This is a genomic window from Pedobacter sp. ASV28 (assembly GCF_016428855.1).
Classification (GTDB): domain Bacteria; phylum Bacteroidota; class Bacteroidia; order Sphingobacteriales; family Sphingobacteriaceae; genus Pedobacter.
The window spans coordinates 35915-59303 of record NZ_JAELTN010000031.1 but is presented as its reverse complement, the minus strand read 5'-3'; the positions used below and the strand labels follow the sequence as shown (position 1 = coordinate 59303).

Annotated in this window: 24 protein-coding genes; all 24 read left to right on the top strand. The window is 38.1% G+C overall.

Annotated elements, in window-relative coordinates; translation table 11 throughout:
- Positions 1 to 2 precede the first annotated feature (2 nt).
- On the top strand, positions 3 to 1529 hold the full coding sequence (gene pckA / locus JHD79_RS12935; RefSeq protein ID WP_370583333.1) for a phosphoenolpyruvate carboxykinase (ATP): 1527 nt from the start codon (positions 3 to 5) through the stop codon (positions 1527 to 1529).
- A gap of 277 nt (positions 1530 to 1806) precedes the next feature.
- On the top strand, positions 1807 to 2691 hold the full coding sequence (locus tag JHD79_RS12930) for a MotA/TolQ/ExbB proton channel family protein (protein ID WP_199119661.1): 885 nt from the start codon (positions 1807 to 1809) through the stop codon (positions 2689 to 2691).
- Between the two features lie 83 nt (positions 2692 to 2774).
- Positions 2775 to 3392 (top strand): biopolymer transporter ExbD, encoded by a 618-nt coding sequence (locus JHD79_RS12925; protein ID WP_199119658.1) that lies wholly within the window; start codon positions 2775 to 2777, stop codon positions 3390 to 3392.
- 10 nt (positions 3393 to 3402) lie between these two features.
- The gene (locus JHD79_RS12920; protein ID WP_199119657.1) at positions 3403 to 3948 is read left to right on the top strand and encodes a biopolymer transporter ExbD; all 546 of its coding nucleotides are present in this window, start codon (positions 3403 to 3405) and stop codon (positions 3946 to 3948) included.
- 29 nt (positions 3949 to 3977) lie between these two features.
- Positions 3978 to 4793 (top strand): energy transducer TonB, encoded by an 816-nt coding sequence (locus tag JHD79_RS12915; RefSeq protein ID WP_199119655.1) that lies wholly within the window; start codon positions 3978 to 3980, stop codon positions 4791 to 4793.
- 245 nt (positions 4794 to 5038) lie between these two features.
- On the top strand, positions 5039 to 5962 hold the full coding sequence (locus tag JHD79_RS12905) for a PstS family phosphate ABC transporter substrate-binding protein (protein WP_199119653.1): 924 nt from the start codon (positions 5039 to 5041) through the stop codon (positions 5960 to 5962).
- Positions 5963 to 6038: 76 nt separating this feature from the next.
- Complete coding sequence (locus tag JHD79_RS12900) at positions 6039 to 7745, top strand: tetratricopeptide repeat protein (RefSeq protein WP_199119652.1); 1707 nt, start codon at positions 6039 to 6041, stop codon at positions 7743 to 7745.
- A gap of 79 nt (positions 7746 to 7824) precedes the next feature.
- Complete coding sequence (locus JHD79_RS12895) at positions 7825 to 8196, top strand: NADH-quinone oxidoreductase subunit A (RefSeq protein ID WP_199119651.1); 372 nt, start codon at positions 7825 to 7827, stop codon at positions 8194 to 8196.
- Positions 8197 to 8327: 131 nt separating this feature from the next.
- Positions 8328 to 8870, top strand: coding sequence for an NADH-quinone oxidoreductase subunit B (locus JHD79_RS12890; RefSeq protein ID WP_199119650.1), 543 nt, complete (start codon positions 8328 to 8330; stop codon positions 8868 to 8870).
- Entirely contained in the window at positions 8870 to 9370 is a 501-nt protein-coding gene (locus JHD79_RS12885; protein ID WP_199119649.1) for an NADH-quinone oxidoreductase subunit C, read from the top strand. The genes JHD79_RS12890 and JHD79_RS12885 overlap by 1 nt, the downstream gene beginning before the upstream one ends.
- A gap of 5 nt (positions 9371 to 9375) precedes the next feature.
- Entirely contained in the window at positions 9376 to 10590 is a 1215-nt protein-coding gene (locus JHD79_RS12880) for an NADH-quinone oxidoreductase subunit D (RefSeq protein WP_199119648.1), read from the top strand.
- Positions 10583 to 11095, top strand: a complete 513-nt coding sequence (gene nuoE / locus JHD79_RS12875) for an NAD(P)H-dependent oxidoreductase subunit E (protein WP_199119647.1) — start codon at positions 10583 to 10585, stop codon at positions 11093 to 11095. Before JHD79_RS12880 ends, nuoE begins: the two co-directional genes overlap by 8 nt.
- The gene (gene nuoF / locus JHD79_RS12870) at positions 11095 to 12468 is read left to right on the top strand and encodes an NADH-quinone oxidoreductase subunit NuoF (protein WP_199119646.1); all 1374 of its coding nucleotides are present in this window, start codon (positions 11095 to 11097) and stop codon (positions 12466 to 12468) included. Before nuoE ends, nuoF begins: the two co-directional genes overlap by 1 nt.
- 2 nt (positions 12469 to 12470) lie before the next feature.
- Positions 12471 to 13481, top strand: a complete 1011-nt coding sequence (locus tag JHD79_RS12865) for a 2Fe-2S iron-sulfur cluster-binding protein (protein WP_199119645.1) — start codon at positions 12471 to 12473, stop codon at positions 13479 to 13481.
- The gene (gene nuoH / locus JHD79_RS12860; RefSeq protein WP_199119644.1) at positions 13481 to 14518 is read left to right on the top strand and encodes an NADH-quinone oxidoreductase subunit NuoH; all 1038 of its coding nucleotides are present in this window, start codon (positions 13481 to 13483) and stop codon (positions 14516 to 14518) included. The genes JHD79_RS12865 and nuoH overlap by 1 nt, the downstream gene beginning before the upstream one ends.
- A 6-nt stretch (positions 14519 to 14524) precedes the next feature.
- Positions 14525 to 15022, top strand: a complete 498-nt coding sequence (locus JHD79_RS12855; protein WP_199119643.1) for an NADH-quinone oxidoreductase subunit I — start codon at positions 14525 to 14527, stop codon at positions 15020 to 15022.
- A gap of 111 nt (positions 15023 to 15133) precedes the next feature.
- A complete protein-coding gene (locus tag JHD79_RS12850) occupies positions 15134 to 15640 on the top strand; it encodes an NADH-quinone oxidoreductase subunit J (protein WP_199119642.1) in 507 nt (168 codons plus the stop codon).
- Positions 15633 to 15962 (top strand): NADH-quinone oxidoreductase subunit NuoK, encoded by a 330-nt coding sequence (gene nuoK, locus JHD79_RS12845; protein WP_199119641.1) that lies wholly within the window; start codon positions 15633 to 15635, stop codon positions 15960 to 15962. Before JHD79_RS12850 ends, nuoK begins: the two co-directional genes overlap by 8 nt.
- Positions 15963 to 15980: 18 nt before the next feature.
- Complete coding sequence (gene nuoL / locus JHD79_RS12840) at positions 15981 to 17879, top strand: NADH-quinone oxidoreductase subunit L (RefSeq protein ID WP_199119671.1); 1899 nt, start codon at positions 15981 to 15983, stop codon at positions 17877 to 17879.
- A gap of 20 nt (positions 17880 to 17899) precedes the next feature.
- Positions 17900 to 19366: a NuoM family protein gene (locus JHD79_RS12835; RefSeq protein WP_199119640.1), complete on the top strand. Its 1467-nt coding sequence runs from the start codon at positions 17900 to 17902 to the stop codon at positions 19364 to 19366.
- 4 nt (positions 19367 to 19370) lie between these two features.
- Positions 19371 to 20744, top strand: a complete 1374-nt coding sequence (locus JHD79_RS12830) for an NADH-quinone oxidoreductase subunit N (RefSeq protein WP_199119639.1) — start codon at positions 19371 to 19373, stop codon at positions 20742 to 20744.
- A 47-nt stretch (positions 20745 to 20791) separates the two neighbouring features.
- Positions 20792 to 21451, top strand: a complete 660-nt coding sequence (locus tag JHD79_RS12825; RefSeq protein ID WP_199119638.1) for a DedA family protein — start codon at positions 20792 to 20794, stop codon at positions 21449 to 21451.
- A gap of 7 nt (positions 21452 to 21458) precedes the next feature.
- Complete coding sequence (locus JHD79_RS12820; RefSeq protein WP_199119637.1) at positions 21459 to 22010, top strand: inorganic diphosphatase; 552 nt, start codon at positions 21459 to 21461, stop codon at positions 22008 to 22010.
- Positions 22010 to 23323, top strand: coding sequence for a hemolysin family protein (locus JHD79_RS12815; protein WP_199119636.1), 1314 nt, complete (start codon positions 22010 to 22012; stop codon positions 23321 to 23323). Before JHD79_RS12820 ends, JHD79_RS12815 begins: the two co-directional genes overlap by 1 nt.
- Positions 23324 to 23389: the final 66 nt, after the last annotated feature.

Here is a 23389-nt window from a genome sequence, read left to right as displayed (position 1 = left end):
GTGTGCCAGAACTTGTTGAAGAGGCCTTAAAAAACGGAGAAGGCACGCTTGCCGATACTGGAGCTTTAGCCATCGATACAGGTAAATTTACAGGAAGATCCCCAAAGGATAGGTTTATCGTTTGTGATTCTGTTACCGAAAATGCGGTATGGTGGGGAGATATTAATATTAAGATCAGTGAACAAAAATTTAATGCGCTATATGAAAAAATGATAGCGTATGTAAATGATAAAACAATTTATGTAAGAGATAGCTATGCTTGTGCCAATGAAAAATATGGCATAAGTATCCGGGTTATAACAGAACATGCCTTTCAAAATATCTTTGCCAATAATTTATTTCTGAGGTACAAACAGGAGTCCCCTCCCGTACAGCCTGAGTGGACTATTATTGCGGTACCTTCTTTTTTGGCCGATCCAGAAAACGACGGCACAAGACAGCAAAATTTTTCTATACTCAATTTCTCCAAAAAGATGATTTTAATAGGAGGTACAGCCTACACTGGAGAAATAAAGAAGGGAATATTTTCAGTTTTGAACTTTGTATTGCCTGCACAAAAGAATACGCTGTCCATGCATTGCTCGGCAAATGTAGGTAAAGAAGGGGATACTGCTATTTTCTTTGGCCTATCCGGTACAGGAAAAACAACGCTTTCTGCAGACCCTGATAGGGCATTGGTTGGCGATGATGAGCATGGCTGGGGAGATACTTCTGTTTTCAATTTTGAGGGAGGGTGTTATGCTAAGTGTGTAGATTTAAGTGCAGAAAAAGAGCCTCAAATATTTAAGGCCATTAAATTTGGTGCTTTGCTAGAAAATATCAGCTATTTCCCGAATACAAGAACCGTCGACTTTTCCAATGTTGAAAAAACAGAAAACACAAGGGTTGCCTATCCATTGGATCATATTGAAAATGCACTTGAACCCTCGGTCGCACCCATTCCAAAAAACATTTTCTTTTTAACGGCCGATGCCTTTGGCGTTTTGCCTCCGATCTCCAAATTAACGCCAGAACAGGCCATGTTTCATTTTATTTCTGGCTATACCGCCAAGGTGGCTGGAACAGAAACGGGCGTTACGGAGCCGCAGTTAACATTCTCTGCTTGTTTTGGTAAAGCATTTCTTCCCCTACACCCGATGGTATATGCAGAATTGTTGGGTCAAAAGATGAAAGCAAACCAGGTAAACGTTTGGTTAGTGAATACGGGTTGGAGTGGAGGACCTTATGGTGTGGGCAGCAGAATGAAGTTATCTTACACCAGGGCAATGATTGCCGCCGCCTTAAATGGAAGTCTAGAAAAAGCGAGTTTTGTAGAACATTCTGTGTTTGGCTTGCATATGCCTACTTCTTGCGAAAATGTACCGTCGGCCATTTTGGACCCAAGGGAAACTTGGCACAACAAATCGGAATACGATTTAAAAGCCAATGAACTGGCTGTGGCATTTTTGAATAATTTTAAAGAATTTGACGATTACTCGAACGAAGCGATCAGAAAAGGGATGCCAAAGGTTACAGAAAGTATAAATTAAAGCTTTTTTCTTTAAAAAATTTGCATTTGATTAAATTTTTAGTTTTAATTGCGGAAAGATTGTCTTGAGGGCAATCTTTTTTGGTTATACACTTTACCCAAGCTTAAGTAACGAATTAATTGTGTAATGAATATTTAATTTGTAATTTAAATCAAAATTATAAATTTGCTTGCGCAACAATTCGGGCTAATCCTGCGTTGAGTGTAATACTTAATTAATTTAATATTTATACAAAAACAAAATTTTAAAACAAGTACTAAAACTAAAAATTAAAAAAATGGCAAACGCACCAAAACCTACACCAGCTAAAAAAGAGAGCAGCGCTACAGCGTCTAACTTATTTGCTACTCTAGTTATTCCCATCTGTATTATTATTGGGGTACTACTATTCTTATTCGTACTAGGAAAGCCTTCAAACTTTATTATAGATGAAGCTGTTGCAAAAAATAACAGTACCTTATCGTTGGCGTTTTATAATGACGATACACACAGCATATTGCCTAAAGTAGGTAACTATGGCGGTATGGCTTTTAAAGGAGGCTTTATCGTACCAATCTTAATGGGTATGCTTTTAATGGTATTTGTATTCTCTATCGAGCGTTTAATCGTAATTGGTAAAGCAACAGGAAAAGGAAGCTTAGAAGTATTTATCAAAAAAATCCAATCACTTTTAAGTGCAGGTAACATTCAAGCTGCTGTTGCAGAATGCGACAAACAAGAAGGTTCGGTAGCAAACGTAATCAAATCTGGCCTAAAAAAATATGGTGAGGTAGAAGTGGATACTAATTTAGATGTTGAGCAATCTGTAGTAGCAATCCAAAAAGACATTGAAGAAGCAACTGCATTAGAGATGCCAATGTTAGAACAAAACTTAACGGTAATCGCAACATTGGTTTCTGTAGGTACATTGACCGGTCTATTAGGTACGGTAACAGGTATGATCAAGGCATTTGGTGGTTTGGCTAACTCAGGAGCACCAGATCAGGCAGCTTTGGCAACAGGTATTTCTGAAGCTTTGATCAATACTGCAACAGGTATCGGTACTTCTACTTTAGCGATCATCATGTATAACATCTTAACTTCAAAAATTGATAAGTTAACTTATGCTATTGATGAAGCTGGTTTTAGCATCATCCAAACTTACGCTAGTACACATAAATAATAATTATTTTAATTTTTTTTGCCGGCTTTATGGAAAACCGGAAGAATTAACATCATTAATTAAAATATTATAATTTTTAGATTATGGGTAGGGCAAAAGTTCCAAGAAAGAGTACTTCGATTGATATGACCGCCATGTGCGACGTATCTTTCCTTTTATTGACTTTCTTTATTTTGACAGCAACAGCTCGACAACCAGATCCATTAGATATTAAGATCCCTTCTTCTACGGTACAATTTAAAGTGCCTGATAAAGATATCTCTATCATCAGTATAGGTAAGGGTAAAGTGTTTTTGGAAATCGTTGGTCAAGATGTTAAAAGATTAACCTTGCAAAAAATGGCTGAACAATATGGAGCCACTTTTACGGAAGAAGAAACGAAACGTTTTTCTGTTCTTCCTTCGTTTGGAGTTCCATTTGGAAACTTAAAACAGTTTCTGGCCATGAATAGCGAACAACGTGATAAATCAGGCATACAAACAGGTATCCCCTCTGATTCGACGACCAATGGTGAGCTATTTAACTGGATTAAGCAAGCACGATTGGCTACTGGAGAATTGCACGGTATTGATATGCGTGTGAGTATTAAAGGTAACTCCGACGAAGAGTATCCAACAATCAGAAAGGTTGTAGATGTGCTTCAAAAGCAAAAAGTAAACAAATTTAGTTTAATTACATCTGCCGAAGCTGGCGGACAATAAAATATAAGCTATGGCAGAATTAGATACCTCCAGCAAGGATGGCGGTAAAGGTGGCAAGGTTAGAAGTAAAAAGCAGTCGACAAAAGTAGATTTAACCGCAATGGTGGATCTTGCTTTCCTTTTGATTACTTTCTTTATGTTAACCACATCTTTATCGAAACCACTTGCGATGGATATTGCAAAGCCTGATAAAGATGCCAAAGATGAGAACAGGTTGGAATTGAGAGAATCTCAAACCATGACCATATTGCTAGGCAAGAACAATAAAATTGCTTGGTATATGGGTGAACCTGGTAAATCGGCACCTACCATCGAAGGCTTCAACGATATCAGATCTTCGTTGTTGAAGAATAAAAAGAATGTGAAAGAATCAACCGGTAGGGATATCGTAATCATTGTTAAGCCAACTGACGTATCTACATATAAGAATTTTGTAGATATTATGGATGAGATTAACATCACAAAGACTAACATTAACGCTCCGGCTGTTGATGACGATCCTAACCACTTGTTGGACAGTGAAAAAGGAGCTATGAAAGCCGCAGGGATTTTATAGCTAAATGATAACAATTAAAATATTAAACAATGTCTAAAATAGATTTATTTAATAAGGAATGGATTGACGTTGTATTCGCCAAAAAGAATAAGGCTTACGGAGCTTACGAGCTTCGTCAGACTAATGCTTGGAATACAACCAAATCGTTGTTTATTGCCTCGTCAATTTTTGTTTTCATTTTTCTAGCTCCAAGGATTTATGCTTTGTTGAAAGGGATGGCCCCAGAGCCACCTCCAGAAAAAGTAACAGAGGTAATTATGCAACCTCCTCCTCCCATTAACCCTGAGGTGAAAACTCCTCCTCCGGTAGAGCCACCTCCACCAAAGCAGGATCAGATCAAGTTTCCTCCTCCCATTGTTAAGCCTGACAACCAGGTAAGGGATGAGCAGCCACCAACCGTTGATGACCTGAAAAAGGCTGACCCAGGTCAGAAAACAATGGAAGGTGATCCAACTGCTGATGTTGTGCAGATCACAGCAGCAGGAGAAGGTCCGAAACAAGCGGTAGTGGTAGAAGATAATACGGTATATAACTTTGTAAGTATGGAGAATCCTCCAGCTTATCCAGGTGGTATAGACAAGTTCTACAGATTTTTGGGTGATAATATTAAATACCCACCTATGGCTGCAGAGAACAATATACAAGGAAATGTATTTGTTTCTTTCACTGTAGAGAAAGACGGTTCTTTGACCGATATTAAGATCGATAGAAAACTTGGTTATGGTACTGATGAAGAAGCGGTCAGGGTTTTGAAATTGAGCAAACGCTGGAATCCAGGTATGCAAAATGGTAAACCTGTACGTGTGAAGTATAACATACCAATTAAATTTAGCTTACAACAATAGTTAAGCATGTTTAATTTCAATAATTCCAAACAGAAATCGCCTCAACAGCGATTTCTGTTTATTTTAGGACTTGCCATGATGGTCATTTATCTTGGCATCAGTATCGTGCTCATTTTCTTCAGCGATTTATTAGGGCTTGATCCTGATCGGTTTCCAAGAAAATATCAGATTGCCTTCGCTATAGTGTTGATTGTATATGCTGCAATTAGGTTTTTTAGAATAATAAGAGATAACAGAATCGAAGAATGAGGAAGATTTCAGCTTTAGTTTTCTTAGCACTTTTTTTGCTTGTTTGTATTTCTTGCAATAGAAAAACAAATAAGGATTCGGTAAAGGAAACAAGAACTTCGGGAACCACGAAATTATTAGTTGATGAATCATTTTCGAGGATTTTGGATGACCAGATCCAAGTTTTTAAGAGTGAGTATCCCGAAACGAAAATAGAAACTATCTTAGGAAACGAAAACAAGATCATTCCCTTATTTCTGAAAAGAGAAGTGAAAATGATGGTGCTTTCTAGAATGCTCAAACCTGGCGAGCTGAGTGTTTTTAAGAAACTCGAAATACCCGTATTTACCGATCGCTTTGGCATTGATGGCATAGCATTGATCGCTAATGTTGCCGATAATGATTCTACTATAACGGCAAAGGAAGTGTATGATATCGTAAAAGGAACAGCCGACGCCAATAGAAAGTTGGTTTTTGATAACGCATTATCCAGTACGATCAGGTATTTTATGGATTCGGCTAAGGTAGATAAATTGCCCAAATCTGGAATTTATACCTTGCAGAACAACAATGACGTAATTAAATACGTTGCTGAAAATAAAGGTTATATAGGTGTAGTAGGTGTAAATTGGCTCTTGGAAAATAATAAAAATATTTCTGCATATTTGCCTAAGGTAAAAACGTTGGGTGTGAAAAACCTTGCGGGAAAAAAGGGAGATGATGCGTATTACCAACCTAAACAAGAAAACCTCATTAATGGAAAATATCCGTTCCTGAGAAATATTTACCTTATAAATGCCGAAGGCCGTGACGGTTTAGGCACAGGATTTGCAAATTGGTTAGCTAGCCCACGTGGCCAGTTAATTGTACTCAAATCAGGACTAGGTCCACATAAGATAATGACTAGAGAATTTAACTTAAAAACTACAACTAAAAATTAATTTTTCAACTTAGAGAAATAGAGAACGCTGTATATCCAAGCAGTAAAACAGTTATTTCGATTAACAAATGGAGACAATGAAAACGATTAAGAAGAACATAGCCTTTGCCGTAGGCTTATTAATGATGGGTAGTACTGCCTCGTTTGCTCAAAGTTTAGCCGACGCTAAAAAAGCTATTGATGCTGAACAGTATCAAAAAGCAACCTCTATGCTTAAGACCTTAGTTGCCAATCAGGCAAAACAAGGCGATAATTATTTTAACCTTGGTAAAGTTTATTTATTAACTGAGGATATAGATTCTGCCAGAGCAGCTTTCACAAATGGAACCACAGCTGATCCTAAAAATGCACTAAACTTTGTTGGTTTGGGTCAAGCCGATTTGATAGAAGGTAATGCAACTAATGCGAAAACCAATTTTGATAAGGCTTTACAATTGGGCGCTAAAAATTATTTGACCTATTTGGGTATTGGTAGGGCTTATATTGATCAAAAAACACCTGATTATGCAGCAGCACTACCGAATTTACAAAAAGCAGATGAGCTAGATGCAAAAGATAAAGATCCGGAAACTTTCTTGGCCTTGGCAGATTTTTATGCCATGCAGAAAAAAAATACAGAAGCATATCCTCAATATTTGAGGGCCTTGGACATTAATCCAAGCCTGTATCGTGCAAATGTGCAAATTGGAAAGATGTACAAAGAAGCTTTCGCATTTCCTGAAGCAGAAGTAGAAATCAAGAAAGTAATTGCTGCAGATCCTAATTATGGTCCTGCTTATCGCGAATTGGCGGAAACACAAATGCAATGGTCTTTTGCAGATCCGAAAAACGGTAATGCAAAAAGAGCAGAAGCCCTTGAAAACATGAGGAAATACCTGGACTTAACCGATAAATCTTTTGACTCACGTTTGCGTTATGCCCAGTTTTTAGTTTACGCCAGTGATTTTGCCACTTTGGAAAAAGAAGTAGCTACTTTGAATGCTCCTGACCCTAAAAATCCTAAAACCTTTGTGGTAACCAGGATGAGAGGGTATTCTGCCGTTGAAAACAAAAACTATGAGCAAGGTATCAAATATATGAATCAGCTTTTCGCAAGAACCCAAGATGCTTCACGTATCATAGGTTCAGATTATTTATATTTAGGTAAAGCTCAATTGGCCACAGGACAAGACAGTTTAGCGGTAGTTAACATTACCAAAGGTGTGGAACTTGATTCGACAAAAGTAGAGGAATTAGCTGCAGTTGGTCTAAAGTATTTTACAGATAAAAACTTCCCTAAAGCGGCTTCTGTATATAATAGAGTGGTTAACTTAAATTCAAAGAATCCTTCTTTGGCCATGGCTTATTACTATTTAGGTACTTCTAACTATGTAAGTTCTAAAGGAGAAAATGTGAACTTGCTAAAGGCGGCAGATTCGGCTTTTGTTAAGCTTTTAGAATTGGCACCAGAATATGAAGCTGCACAACTATATCGTGCTCGTACCATTAGATTGATGGATGACGTTAAGGAACCAAAAGGCATTGCTATACCTCATTTTGAGAAATATATCCAAATGGTAACTGTAGATAAGCCAGAAAAAGCTTCTACGCCTATCAACCAAAAAGGTTTGGTCGAGGCTTATAACTACATAGGTGCATTGTATGCGTCAACAGATAAAGAAAAAGCGAAAGAATATTTTAACAAGGTTTTAGCAATAGATCCACAAAATACACTTGCTTTAGATAACTTGAAATATCTGTCTGGTCCAGCAACGCCAGCAAAAAAAACACCAATTAAAAAATAAAACTTTTAAGGAGATGTAAAAGGCAGGATTTGTAATCCTGCCTTTTTATTTTAATTTTGCCTCAACTATTTTAATTGATATGGAAGCACAGAGTACAGCACAGGATTTTATACCTATTATTTTTCAGGTAATTGTTGCTTTGGGATTTGTAGTAGTCACCTTGTTTGCTACGCATCTTTTGGGGCCTAGACGAAAAACGGAAGATAAGTTAGCTACTTTTGAGTCAGGAATTAAAGTGGTGGGTAATGCCCGTCAGCCTTTTTCTATCAAGTACTTTTTGGTAGCCATTCTATTTGTATTGTTTGATGTGGAAGTCATCTTTATGTACCCTTGGGCGGTTAACTTTAGAACGCTTGGATGGAATGGTATCATAGAAATGTTTATTTTCATGGGAACCCTTTTATTAGGCTTTATCTATATCTTGAAAAAGAAAGCTTTAGAGTGGAATTAAACATTAAACACATTGTTGTTTTAGCTATTTAGATTGTTTCTAAATGATGATCGTTTAACCCAATTCCTAGTAAATATTGTAAATTTGTTGCTTGTCTTAGTTAGTTAGGGCAAGCATTTTTTGTTTAAGACATGAGTGAAATCAATATAGTTGAGGCGCCCCCTGGTATTGAAGGTAATGGCTTTTTTGCTACTTCCTTAGATAAGGTGATAGGTTTGGCTCGCTCACATTCTTTATGGCCCCTGCCATTTGCTACTTCTTGTTGTGGCATTGAATTTATGGCAACCATGGGTTCACATTATGATTTTGGCCGCTTTGGCTCTGAAAGGTTAAGCTTTTCGCCAAGACAGGCCGATGTGTTAATGGTCATGGGAACCATTGCAAAAAAAATGGGGCCGGTTTTAAAGCAAGTATACCTTCAAATGGCAGAGCCTAGATGGGTAATGGCTGTGGGTGCCTGTGCTTCTAGTGGGGGTATATTTGATACCTATTCTGTGCTTCAGGGCATAGATGAGATCATCCCGGTAGATGTTTATGTGCCTGGTTGTCCGCCGAGGCCAGAAGCTATTTTAGATGGCTTTACAAAGATACAGGAACTGGTGAAAAATGAATCTGGAAGAAGAAGGTACTCTACTGAATATAAAGAAATGTTGGCTAGTTACGGAATACAATAATGGCTAAAGCAACAAATACAGAAATAATTGATCTACTTGGCCATAATTTTGGCGAACAGCTATTTGATGTTTCTGAGCCATATGGCTTATTAACCTTCTCTACGACTAAAGAGAAGATCATTGATGTGCTCACTTTTCTTAAAGAGAATGAAAAAATCACTTTTAATTTTCTAACAGATATTACAGCGGTACATTACCCAGAGAAGGAACAAATTGCGGTCGTTTACCATTTGCATAGTATGGTTGGCGGCATAAGAATAAGAATAAAGGTATTCTTGAACGAAAGAGAAGCTAAAATTCCTACTGCTACTACATTATGGAATGGGGCCAACTGGATGGAAAGAGAAACTTATGATTTTTTTGGGGTGAAGTTTGAAGGACATCCAAATTTGAAAAGGATATTGAATATGGATGACCTGATTGTGCACCCTATGCTTAAGCAATACCCATTGGAAGATCCAAATAGAGTAGATAAAAAAGACGAATATTTTGGTAGATAATACGTATGGCACATAATCATCCAGTATATACAGATAATGACCCACAAAGTGAGTTGGTTACCTTAAACCTAGGGCCAACGCACCCTGCAACACATGGGGTTTTTCAAAATGTTTTGCAGATGGACGGAGAGCGGATTGTAAGTGGAGTGTCTACCATTGGTTATATTCACCGAGCTTTTGAAAAGATTGCAGAGCATCGCCCATTTTATCAGATTACCCCTTTAACCGATCGTTTAAATTATTGTTCGTCGCCTATCAATAATATGGGCTGGCACATGACGGTAGAAAAGCTGTTGAATATTCAAATCCCTAAGCGGGTTGATTATTTGAGGGTAATCATTATGGAGCTATCGCGTATTTCCGATCATATCATTTGTAATACCATCATTGCCCAGGATACTGGAGCGACTACAACCTTCCTTTACCTTTTTCAATTTAGAGAACATATCTATGAGATTTTTGAGGAAATCTGTGGTGCTCGTTTAACCACTAACATTGGCCGTATAGGTGGCTTGGAAAGAGATTTCAATGAGATAGCCTTTGCCAAGATCAATAAGTTTTTAAAAGAGTTTCCGGTAGCCTTAAGAGAATTTGAAAGCTTGTTGAACCGTAACCGTATTTTTATAGATCGTACAGCGGGTGTAGCAGAGGTTACTCAAGAGGCTGCATTAAATTATAGTTGGACAGGCCCTTTATTGCGTGCCACTGGAATTGATTATGACGTTAGGGTAAGTGAGCCTTATTCTTCATACCAAGATTTTGACTTTGAAGTTCCGGTAGGAACCAGTGGAGATGTTTTTGATAGATACCTGGTCCGCAATGAAGAAATGTGGCAGAGTATCCGTATCATAGAACAGGCTTTGGAAAAAGTGAAAACTGAGCCTAAGGGGATATTCCATGCCGACGTTCCAGATTTTTATCTGCCTGGAAAAGAAGAAGTTTATAACAATATGGAAGCATTGATCTATCATTTTAAAATTGTGATGGGAGAAATTGATGCACCTAAAGCGGAGGTTTACCATGCTGTTGAAGGTGGTAACGGTGAACTTGGATTTTATTTAATAAACGATGGAGGCAGAACACCTTACCGCTTACATTTTAGAAGGCCAAGTTTTATTAATTACTCAATGTATGCTAAAATGAGCGAAGGCATGTTGTTGTCTGATGCCATTATCAACATGAGTAGTATGAACATTATTGCAGGAGAATTAGATGCTTAAAGTAGAAGAAACACAACCTGTAGAATTTTCATCAGCTTTGTTAGAAAAATTTGATGAAATAGTTAAACGTTATCCAGAAGGAAAACAGAAATCGGCCTTATTGCCGATTTTGCACTTGGTTCAGGCAGAATATGGTTGGACAAGTGTGCCAGCAATGGATAAAGTGGCAGAATACCTTGCTATAGAACCCATCGAAGTTTATGAGGTGGCCAGTTTTTATACCATGTATTTCCTTCAACCCAAAGGGAAGTATGTGTTAGAGGTTTGCAGAACAGGCCCATGCTGCTTGGTAGGTGCTGAAAAGATAATGAACCATATAGAAACCAGGTTAGGGGTGAAAGAAGGAGAGGTTACTGCAGATGGCTTGTTCAGTTGGAGAGGGGTAGAGTGTTTGGCAGCCTGTGGTTTTGGCCCGGTTTTACAGATTGGTCCAGAATATACCTTCTATGAAAACTTGACTGAAGAGTCGGTAAACAAATTAATTGACGATTTACGCAAGAAATAATGGCTCGTAAACTATTATTAGAACATATCAATGTGCCTGGTATCAATACGCTAGAGGTTTATCGTCAAAAAGGCGGTTACCGAGCTGTTGAAAAAGCATTAAAGACCTTAACTCCCGATGATGTAGTGGAGGAGGTAAAGAAATCAGGTTTAAGAGGTAGAGGTGGGGCAGGTTTCCCTACGGGAATGAAATGGAGTTTTTTGGCAAAACCAGAAGGGGTAGCGCGCTATCTTGTTTGTAATGCCGACGAATCGGAGCCGGGCACTTTCAAGGATAGATTTTTAATGACCCACATTCCTCATGCTTTAATAGAGGGAATGATTGTAGCAAGTTATGCTTTGGGAGCAAATACCTCTTATATCTATGTTCGTGGTGAGATGATGCCACAGATCAGGATACTAGAAAGAGCAATTGAAGAAGCTAGAGCAGCAGGCTTTTTAGGTAAAAATATATTAGGTACCGGCTATAATTTAGAATTATATGTTCAGCCAGGAGGCGGAGCTTATATCTGCGGGGAAGAAACAGCCTTATTGGAATCGTTAGAAGGTAAGAGAGGAAACCCACGTATCAAACCTCCTTTCCCAGCTATTGCGGGCCTATATGGTTGTCCAACGGTGGTTAATAATGTTGAATCTATTGCCGCAGTGGTGCCAATCATCAATGATGGGGGTGATGAATATGCAAAAATTGGTATCGGAAGAAGCACAGGAACAAAGTTAATATCCGCTTCTGGAAACTTGGTAAAACCGGGTGTTTATGAAATTGAACTAGGCTTACCAGTTGAAGAGTTTATCTATTCTGATGAATATTGTGGAGGTATTGCCAACGGCAAAAAGCTGAAAGCAACGGTTGCCGGAGGTTCTTCAGTGCCAATACTGCCTGCTAACCTTACCCTAAAGTATGCCAATGGAGAGCCTCGTTTAATGAGTTACGAGTCGCTTTCAGAAGGGGGATTTGCTACGGGAACAATGTTGGGTTCGGGAGGCTTTATTGCTTTTGATGAGGACCAGTGTATTGTTAGAAATACTTGGAATTTCTCCCGTTTCTACCATCATGAAAGTTGTGGTCAATGTTCACCTTGTCGTGAAGGAACAGGATGGATGGAAAAGATATTGCACAAAATTGAATATGGACATGGTACCATGGAGGATATTGATCTACTATGGGATGTACAGCGGAAAATAGAAGGTAATACCATTTGTCCACTGGGCGATGCAGCTGCTTGGCCGGTAGCAAGTGCCATCAGACATTTCAGAGATGAATTTGAATGGCACGTTAAAGAGCCAATGAAAAGTCAAAGTACCAATTATGGTTTAGCAAATTATGCTAATCCTATTGAAAAACAAGTAGAAGTTAAACAGGATAATCTTTAACCATGAGCGATTTAGTTAAAGTAACCATAGATGGAATAACAGTAGAGGTAGAGCCAGGCACTACTATTTTAAATGCTGCCCGACAAATTGGGGGAGAGATTGTGCCTCCTGCCATGTGCTATTATTCCAAATTGAAGGGAAGTGGAGGTAAATGCCGTACCTGCATTGTGAAGGTAAGCAAGGGGTCTGAGAAAGATCCTCGGCCAATGCCTAAGTTGGTAGCATCTTGTCGTACCACTGTGATGGATGGTATGGAAGTGCAGAATATTACTTCTCCAGAAGTATTAGAGGCTCGTGCAGGCGTGGTAGAGATCCTACTGATTAATCACCCTTTAGATTGCCCCGTTTGTGATCAGGCTGGGGAGTGTGATTTGCAGAATTTGAGCTATGAACATGGTTTGCAAAAAACGAGATACGAATTTGAACGCCGTACTTTCGATAGAATCGATATTGGGGATAAAATCCAGTTGCACATGAACCGTTGCATTTTATGCTACCGTTGTGTGTTTACTGCCGATCAAATTACGAATAAACGTGTTCACGGTATTCTAAATAGAGGAGATCATTCAGAAATTTCCACTTACATACAAACTGCGGTAGATAATGATTTTTCTGGGAACGTAATTGATGTATGCCCCGTGGGCGCATTGACCGATAAGACCTTTCGTTTTAAGAACCGCGTATGGTTTACCAAACCAATTGATGCCCATAGAAACTGTACCCATGAAAAATGCAATGGCAAGGTGACACTTTGGTATAAAGGAGAGGATGTTTTGCGTGTCACTGCACGTAAGGACCAATATGGTGAAGTAGAAGAGTTTATCTGTAACGAATGTCGTTTCGACAAGAAAAAAACAAATGACTGGACATTAGAGCATCCTACCCATATTTCAGATACTTCGGTAATCTCCTCAAATCATTACGAAACATTTAAACCACTTCCTGTGATTAAGGAAAATTTAGCTTTACAAGAAGCCAATAAACGAGAACTAGAAAAAAGCATTAAATTCTAATGGATATAAATTTTGTTATAGAGAAGTTTGTGCTGATTACAATATTATTTGCAATTAGCTTGCTTATTGCCATGTATTCAACTTATGCCGAACGTAAAGTCGCCGCTTTTTTACAGGATAGGTTAGGGCCCGATAGAGCTGGACCTTTTGGTATTCTGCAGCCTTTAGCCGATGGGGTAAAAATGTTCATGAAAGAAGAGATTATTCCTGCAAATGCGAATAAATGGCTGTTTATGGTTGGGCCAGGCTTGGCCATGCTTTGTGCCTGTATTGGTACGGCCGTTATTCCTTGGGGACAGGATATGGTGATAGGAGATAGGGTAATTCCTTTGCAGGTAACTGATATCAATGTGGGTCTATTATACATATTTGGCGTAATTTCTTTGGGCGTTTATGGCGTAATGATTGGTGGCTGGGCCTCTAATAATAAATATTCATTATTGAGTGCTATACGTGCCGCTTCTCAAAATATCAGTTATGAAATTGCCATGGGCCTTTCTATTATTGCCTTGCTTTTGGTTTCTAATTCACTGAGTTTAAAAGAAATAGTAGAGCAACAACATGGCTTTAATTGGAATTTTTGGTATCAGCCGTTGGGCTTCTTAATTTTTATGGTTTGTGCTTTTGCAGAAACTAACCGCGCACCATTTGATCTGCCCGAATGTGAGGCCGAGCTAAACGGTGGTTACCACATGGAATATTCATCAATGAAATTAGGATTTTACCTATTTGCCGAATATATCAACATGTTCGTTTCCTCTACTGTAATGGCGGCATTATACTTTGGTGGTTACAACTATCCAGGTATGGATTATATTGCGGCCCAATGGGGACCAACATGGGCACCTTTGTTTGGTACATTTATATTCTTTATGAAAATATTTGCATTCATCTTTTTCTTTATGTGGGTACGTTGGACCATTCCACGTTTCCGTTACGATCAATTGATGAATTTAGGTTGGAAAACATTAATCCCACTGGCCATTGCAAATATTATAGTTACAGGGATAGTTATTGCGTTGACTAATAATTTTTAAGGAGACATGGAATCATTAAGCAATAAGAAAAAAGTATTAGAGCAAAAGCCACTTAATTTAGCCGAGCGGATGTATTTGCCAGCTATAGCTAGAGGTTTGGGAACAACCATCAGTCACTTTTTCAAAAAGAGTGCTACCATAAGGTATCCGGAGCAGCAGCGTGAGTTCTCTTTGAACTGGAGGGGCATGCACTCCCTTAAAAGAGATGAACAAGGGAGAGAGCGTTGCACAGCCTGTGGTCTTTGTGCACTTTCTTGTCCAGCAGAAGCCATTACCATGATTGCTGCAGAACGCAAGAACGATGAGAAACATCTGTATCGTGAAGAAAAATACGCTTCGGTATACGAAATTAACATGTTACGTTGTATTTTCTGTGGTTTGTGTGAAGAAGCCTGCCCAAAAGAGGCGATCTACTTAGATGGTCCAATTGTTCCGGCAGATTATTTACGTAAAGATTTCATCTACGGTAAAGATAAATTGGTAGAGGGTCCTTTGGATAAGTAAGCCTTTTCATCATTGCAAGGAACGAAGCAATCCTAACGCAATGATTAGATTATAAAAGATTGCTTTGTGCCTCGCAATGACGGCAAAATTGAAACAACTAAATAAAAATTAATGGGTACATCAGTATTCTATTTTGTAGCAACTTTAAGTATATTTTTCGCATTGATGGTGGTTTTTGCTAAAAATCCTATTCATAGTGTTTTATATCTTATTTTAACTTTCTTTACCTTCACGGTTCACTATGTACTGTTGAATGCCCAATTTTTGGCAGTCGTCAACTTTATTGTTTACATGGGAGCCATTATGGTACTTTTCTTATTTGTGCTTATGCTCCTCAATCTCAATAAGGAAAACGAGCCGAATAAAACTGCCTTGCTTAAGGTTGTAGGCATCATAGCTGGTGGGTGTTTGGTAGTTACCCTAATCGGATCTCTAAAATCAGTATCGATAAGTAGCCCTTTACTGTTGAAAAACCCAAGCTTAGGTTTGGTGGAAAATTTGGGTAAGGAGTTGTTTGGTCCATTTATGCTGCCGTTTGAGCTTTCGTCGTTGTTATTATTGAGCGCAATGGTTGGGGCAGTACTTTTAACTAAAAAAGAAGAAAAAAATAATGGATAGTTTATTTCAAAATATGCAGGGGGTACCACTTGACCATTATATCTGGTTTTGTGCAATTATTTTTACTATTGGCGTAGTTGGTGTATTAACCCGTAGAAATGCGATTGTTATTTTCATGTCGGTTGAGTTAATGTTAAATGCGGTTAACCTCCTCTTGGCAGCCTTTTCGGTACATCATAACGATCCGTCTGGTCAGGTTTTTGTATTCTTTATTATGGCTTTGGCAGCAGCCGAAGTCGCAGTAGGTTTAAGTATTATCGTAATGGTTTATCGTAATACACAATCAATTGATATTAATGTGTTAAATCGCCTTAAGTGGTAATTCTAATAAAATAAAATGATAACAAGTTTACTTTGGTTGGTTCCGTTGCTTCCGCTTTTAGGCTTTGTAATTAATGGCCTTGGCCGAAATTCATTGAGTAAGGGTGTAGTTGGTTTTATTGGCAGCGGTGTGGTATTTGCCTCATTTATTATTAGTGTTTGTCTGTTTTTTGAGCTTAGCTCAAGTGCAACAAAGCAGTTTACCATAAACCTCTTCGATTGGATTAATGTAGGTAATTTAAATATTCCACTATCTTTTCTGTATGATCCTTTGAGTGCAATCATGCTCTTAATCATTACAGGTATAGGCTTTTTAATTCATGTTTATTCTACAGCCTATATGCATGAAGATGCGGGCTTTGGAAAATTCTTTAGCTACTTGAACCTATTTATCTTCTTCATGTTGATCTTGGTTTTAGGCTCAAACTATATTGTCATGTTTATTGGCTGGGAAGGTGTAGGTTTATGTTCTTATTTATTGATAGGTTTCTGGTTTACCAATAGCAGTTACGCAAGTGCTGCAAAGAAGGCTTTTATCATGAATAGGATTGGTGATTTGGGCTTCTTGCTGGGCGTATTTTTATTGTTCAATTTTTTTGGGAGCGTAGAGTTTGCGAAAATTTTTCCGCAGGCAGCTAATATGTTACCTGGAAATGAAACTATTGCAGTCATTGCCATTCTTTTATTTATCGGCGCCTGTGGAAAATCGGCACAATTGCCTTTGTTTACTTGGCTTCCAGATGCAATGGCAGGACCAACACCTGTTTCAGCATTAATTCATGCCGCAACCATGGTAACTGCCGGAATTTATATGATTGCCCGTTCTAGTGTATTATTTGATTTGGCACCTATCGCACAACATATTATTGCTATTATTGGTGCGGCAACCGCATTAATTGCAGCTTTGATTGCCTTAACCCAAACCGATATTAAAAAAGTACTGGCCTATTCAACGGTTTCGCAATTAGGGTATATGTTTCTGGGATTGGGCGTAGGAGCTTATACGGGTTCTTTTTTCCATGTGTTAACACATGCTTTCTTTAAAGCATTATTATTTTTGGGCGCGGGAGCTGTAATCCACTCTTTACATCATGAGCAGGATATGCGCCAAATGGGTGGACTAAAATCGAAGTTGAAAATCACTTTTGCCACCATGATGATCGGAACAATAGCGATTGCAGGTTTGCCTCCTTTCTCTGGGTTTTTCTCTAAAGATGAAATTTTGGCACATACTTATGAGCACAGTAAGATACTTTGGGCCATAGGTGTATTCACGGCCTTCTTAACGGCATTTTATATGTTTAGGATGATGTTCCTAACTTTCTATGGAAAGTTTAGGGGTTCGCACCATACAGAAGAACACATTCATGAATCGCCTAAAGCAATGACTACGCCTTTAGTTGTACTGGCCATATTGGCTGCAATTGGTGGTATCATTAATATTCCTCATGTATTTGATGGAAACGAGTGGTTGTCACACTGGCTATCGGGAGCGAAGGTTACCCAAAATCACTTGAGCCTTAGCCATACTACCGAATTTACGTTAATGGGCGTGTCGGTATTGGCAGCTATTTTAGCTATTTTGTTTGCTCGTGCTAAATACGTAACGAGGGCTGAAGTTCCAGTAACTGATGAAGCGCCACGTTCTGTATTAGAAAAGATATCATATCACAAGTTTTACTTGGATGAAATCTATGATACCCTGATCAGAAAACCATTAGATGTCTTATCTAGATTTTTCTATCGCATCGTCGATAAAAAAGTAATTGATGGTTTAGTGAATGGTTTCGGATGGACTGCTAATGAAGGCAGTAAGGGATTAAGATTGCTACAGTCTGGAAACGTTGGCTTTTATATTTTTATGATGGTATTCGGTATCGTCGCCTTGTTATTGTATACTTATTTATCTATCGCTTAAAATTTGGTTCAACAAAATAAATGGAACTCTTAATACTCATATTTCTCCCCTTAGTTGGCGCTATAATTTCAGCTTTGGTTGCTAAGCAGAATACCGCTAAGGTGGCTGCTTTGGTCTTTTCAATATTGACCCTTGCTACAACTATAGGTTTGTTGTTCAGGTTTACACCAGATGCCAGCACACAGTTTGTCGTAAACTATTCTTGGATTGATCAATTAGGCATTCGTTTTCATGCTGGAATAGATGGAATAAGCATGGTAATGGTACTGTTGACAAACGTATTGGTACCTTTAATTATTTTGTCGAGCTTTAAGCACGAGTATAAAAATGCCAATGCTTTTTATGCATTGATTCTATTTATGCAAAGTGGTTTATTATTGGTGTTTACTGCATTGGATGCATTCTTGTTCTATATTGGATGGGAAGCGGCATTGATACCTATTTATTTTATCTGTGCCATGTGGGGAGGAAAAGACAGGATAAGAGTGAACATCAAATTTTTTGTTTATACCATAGCAGGATCGCTCTTCATGTTGTTGGGCATCATTTACCTGTATCTACAAAACCCTTCCCATAATTTTGATATTAATGCCTTCTACGCTTTAGAGCTAGATACGCATCAACAAGGTTGGATCTTTTGGGCATTTTTTATTGCATTTGCCATTAAGATGCCTATTTTTCCTTTTCATACTTGGCAACCAGATACTTATACTACAGCACCTACTCCAGGCACCATGTTACTTTCCGGTATTATGCTGAAGATGGGTATTTACAGCGTAATTAGGTGGTTATTGCCAATTGTTCCGCAAGGAGTACAAGACTGGACCTGTGTAGCCATTATACTTTCGGTAATCGGCATTATTTATGCCGCTCTTATTGCCTTTACACAGAAAGATGCGAAAAGATTGATTGCCTATTCATCTATTAGCCACGTAGGTTTAATCTCTGCGGGTATTTTCACCCTGAGCATGCAGGGATTACAAGGAAGTATGATACAAATGCTAAGTCACGGTATTAACGTTGTGGGTTTATTCTTCGTATTGGACATTATTTTTTCTCGCCTTAATACGAATAAGATAGAGGAGTTGGGCGGACTAGCAAAAGTAGCACCGAAACTAGCTATTGTTTTTCTAATCATTGTATTGGGTACGGTTGCCTTACCTGGAACAAATGGCTTTATTGGAGAATTTCTATTGCTGATGAGCGTCTATAATTATAGTGCATGGCTAGGAGCTATTGCAGGCTTAACAATTATTTTTGGTGCGGTTTATATGTTCAGAATGTACCAAAAAATAATGTTGGGGGAAACTAATGAGCTAACTTTTAGCTTCATAGATATAAAAGGAACAGAAAAAATAGTGCTGTATACCATTTGTGCTTTGATTATTGTAATTGGGGTTTATCCAAAACCACTTATGCAGTTGTCTGATGCCTCGATACAACATTTATTAGAACAGATTAATCAAAAATTAACAGGGATAAACTAAGCAGATGAACATTATTATAACCATTGCCGTTACGGCTTTAGTAGTACTTTATGCAGGTTTGTTTAAGGCAAAGAAGGCATTATTGCCTTTGACATTGATTGGTTTATTGATCGCTTTGGGGTTTGTGGTCTGTTCTTGGAATACTCCAACAGTCTATTTTGGCATGATGCAAATTGATAATTTTGCATTGGCCTTTGGAGGGATATCCATTATAGGAACCTTATTGATCTTTTTACTTACACAGCGTTATTTTGTAGAAGGTAGCCCTAATATAGCTGAATATTTTACACTTATTCTTTTTGCACTATGTGGCATCATCATTATGGTTTCTTATAAAAACCTTTCGATGTTGTTCATCGGACTTGAGATCATGTCTGTATGTTTGTACATATTGGCGGGGATTAGAAAGTTGAATTTTGCTTCGAATGAAGCTTCACTGAAGTACTTTTTGATGGGAGCATTCTCTACAGGGTTTTTACTTTTTGGTATTGCGCTGATCTATGGAGCTACAGGTTCTTTTGATATTGATGTGATTCAAAATCATTTAGTAAATAGCATAAGGACTGTTTCTCCGCTATTCTATCCTGGCATTATATTGATCATGGTGGGCTTATGTTTCAAAGTTGGGGCTGCACCTTTCCATTTCTGGACACCAGACGTTTACGAAGGAGCACCTTCATTAATTACCGCATTTATGTCAACCGTGGTAAAAACGGCAGGTTTTGCCGCATTCTTAAGGTTGTTTGCAGGTGCTTTTGAACCTCTGCACGATTTTTGGATGCCTGCTTTGTTTGTAATTGTAATCATTACACTTTGTGTAGGAAACATTACCGCGCTATATCAAAAGAATTTTAAGAGAATGCTGGCCTACTCTAGTATTTCCCACGCAGGCTATCTGTTGTTTTCTTTAATTGTGCTGACAGCTAATTCAGCAAGTAATGTATTAGTTTACGCGGCAGCCTATACCTTTGCGAGTATCGTAGCATTTGCTATACTGATCAATGTTAAACAGAAGACAGGGAGCGACGATATAGAGAGCTTCAACGGATTAGCCAAGCGCAATCCAATGGCAGCGTTCGCCTTAACTATTTCCATGCTTTCCTTGGCAGGAATTCCATTGACGGCAGGCTTCATAGGTAAATATGTAATGTTTTTAAATGTGTTGGAAAATTATCAGGTCATATTGGTGGTTATTGCCATATTAAATGCATTAATAGGTTTCTATTACTATTTTAAGGTAATTGTTGCCGTATATTTTAAAGAAGGAAAAGAAGTGGATCTAGATACCCCTGTTCAATATAAATTGGTATTAATTGTTTCTACCATAGTGATCTTAGTTTTAGGTGTTTATCCTTCCCTTATTTTAAACCTGATATAGCATAGTGATATAGAATATTATTTGTAGTTTTACGAATAATTGTAACTATGGAGCAATTTTGGAACCACCTACAGCATCTTATAGATCCTGAAAAACTGCTGCGAGAAGGTGGTTTCTACTTGGTTGTATTTGTAATATTTGCGGAAACCGGCCTTTTTTTTGGGTTCTTTTTACCAGGAGATTACCTGTTGTTTTTAGCGGGGATGTTTGTGGCTACGGGCAAGTTGGATGTAAATATCTATGTGTTGGTATTTACATTGATCGTGGCTGCTGTATCTGGTAATTTTACGGGATATTGGTTCGGGAAAAAAACCGGTCCCGTGCTACACACTCGAAAAGATACTTTTTTCTTCAAGAAAAGATTTCTCAGAACTGCAGAAGAATATTATCGTAAACAGGGAGCTTTTGCCTTAATTATGGGCAGGTTTGTACCTATAGTAAGGACTTTCGCTCCTATTGTAGCCGGACTTATTAGGATGGATTTTAAGAAATTTGTTCTCTATAATGTTTTGGGTGCACTTTTATGGATTTGTTCCTTAACTTTGCTAGGTTATTTTTTGGGCAAGCGTTTTTCCAAACAGATTGAAGAGTATTTAGGTTATATCATATTTGGATTTATCTTGATTACAACAATTCCATTAGTTATTACCTTTGTAAAAAATAAAATATCAAAGAATACCAGTAAATTAGACGAAACAGAGATTTAAAGAAAAGATGAATAAAGACGAAACCCATCCGTGGCACAGCGTATCTCCAGGCAGTAACTTGCCAGAAACAGTAAATGCAATTATCGAAATCCCTAAGGGATCAAAGGCAAAATATGAAATAGATAAAGATTCTAGCTTAATTAAGTTAGATAGAGTATTGTTCTCTTCAGTAATGTACCCGGCAAACTATGGTTTTATTCCGCAGACTTACTGCGATGATAAAGACCCATTGGATATTCTGGTTTTATGCTCGGTAGATGTTTATCCAATGACAATTATTGAAGCTAAAGTGATTGGTGTAATGCACATGATTGATAATGGAGAACAAGACGATAAAATTATTGCGGTAGCAAAAAATGATATGTCTGTAAACTATATCAACGATTTGGCCGACTTACCTCCACATACCATGAAAGAAATTGTTAAATTTTTTCAGGATTATAAAGCATTAGAGGAAAAGCAGGTTACCATAGAGCACCTATTGGGTGTTAGATATGCACATAAGGTAATAAACGAGAGCATAGAGCTCTATGATAAAACATTTAGAAACAATTCTTAATGGGTTGGGACTTATTTTGGACATTCTTTTTAGTTGCACTTAACGGCTTTTTTGTAGCTGCAGAGTTTGCTATTGTAAAAGTTCGCGGTTCTCAAATTGAGATTAAGGCAAAGTCGGGAAGCAGGGTTGGTAAAACCGCCAAATATATTATCCATCACCTTGACGGATATTTGGCTGCTACCCAATTAGGAATCACCCTGGCTTCTCTTGGACTAGGGTGGATAGGAGAACGGGTAATGCATGAAATTATTCATGATGGCCTGTTGGGCTTAGGAATAAGTGAGACCTTTATCAAATCGGCTTCTACTATCATTGCCTTCTCTATTATTACCATTATGCATATTGTATTTGGAGAATTAGCTCCAAAATCGATAGCCATACAGCGTCCTGTAGCCACCACTTTGTTTATTTCTTTGCCCCTTCAAGCTTTTTATTTAATAGGTAGGCCTTTTATATGGTTGCTTAATGGCTTTGCTGGCCTGATCCTTAAACCGTTTGGACTTAATTCGGCCGATGGGCATGAGTCTTCACATAGTACAGAAGAGCTACATTATCTTCTGGATCAGGGTAAGGAAAGTGGAGCATTAGAAGATAATGAACATGAACTGATCAAGAATGTATTTGACTTTAATGAACGGGTAGTAAAGAATATTATGGTTCCCCGTACAAAAATTTCAGGTATTGAACTGAACACAACCAAAGAAGAGGTAGTCGAGAAGATCATTTCTGAAGGTTACTCCCGAATGCCGGTTTACGATGATATTATCGATAAGATAATAGGTATTATTCATGCTAAAGACGTATTGCCTTTACTGGCCAGCAATAAAGATTGGGGGTTAACGGATATTATCAGAAAGCCATATTTCGTCCCCGAAACCAAAAAAATTAATGATTTGCTGAGCGAGCTACAACAAAAGCGTATACAAATTGCCATTGTATTGGACGAGTTTGGTGGAACAGCCGGTATGGTCACCCTAGAAGATATTGTTGAAGAGATTGTGGGAGAAATACAGGATGAATATGATGAAGAAAAACCAACGGTAGAGAAAATTTCCGATTCAGAATTTATCGTAAACGCTTATGCTACAGTTTATGATGTGAATGAACATCTTCCACATGATTTGCCTGAGGATGAGGATTTTGATACTGTTGGCGGCTTGGTCTCACATGCTTTTGGTAAGATACCGGAAGTGGGGGATAGTGAAGAATGTTATGGCTATTTATTTACCATACTTAAAAAGACAGAGCAGAATGTAGAAACGGTAAAACTTGAAATCGTCATCAACAAAAGAGATATGGTAGACCTGCACTAATTTGGTTAATCGGTTAGTTGATAATTTGGTTAACTGTAAATGTGCTTTTAACTTTAGATACTAAAC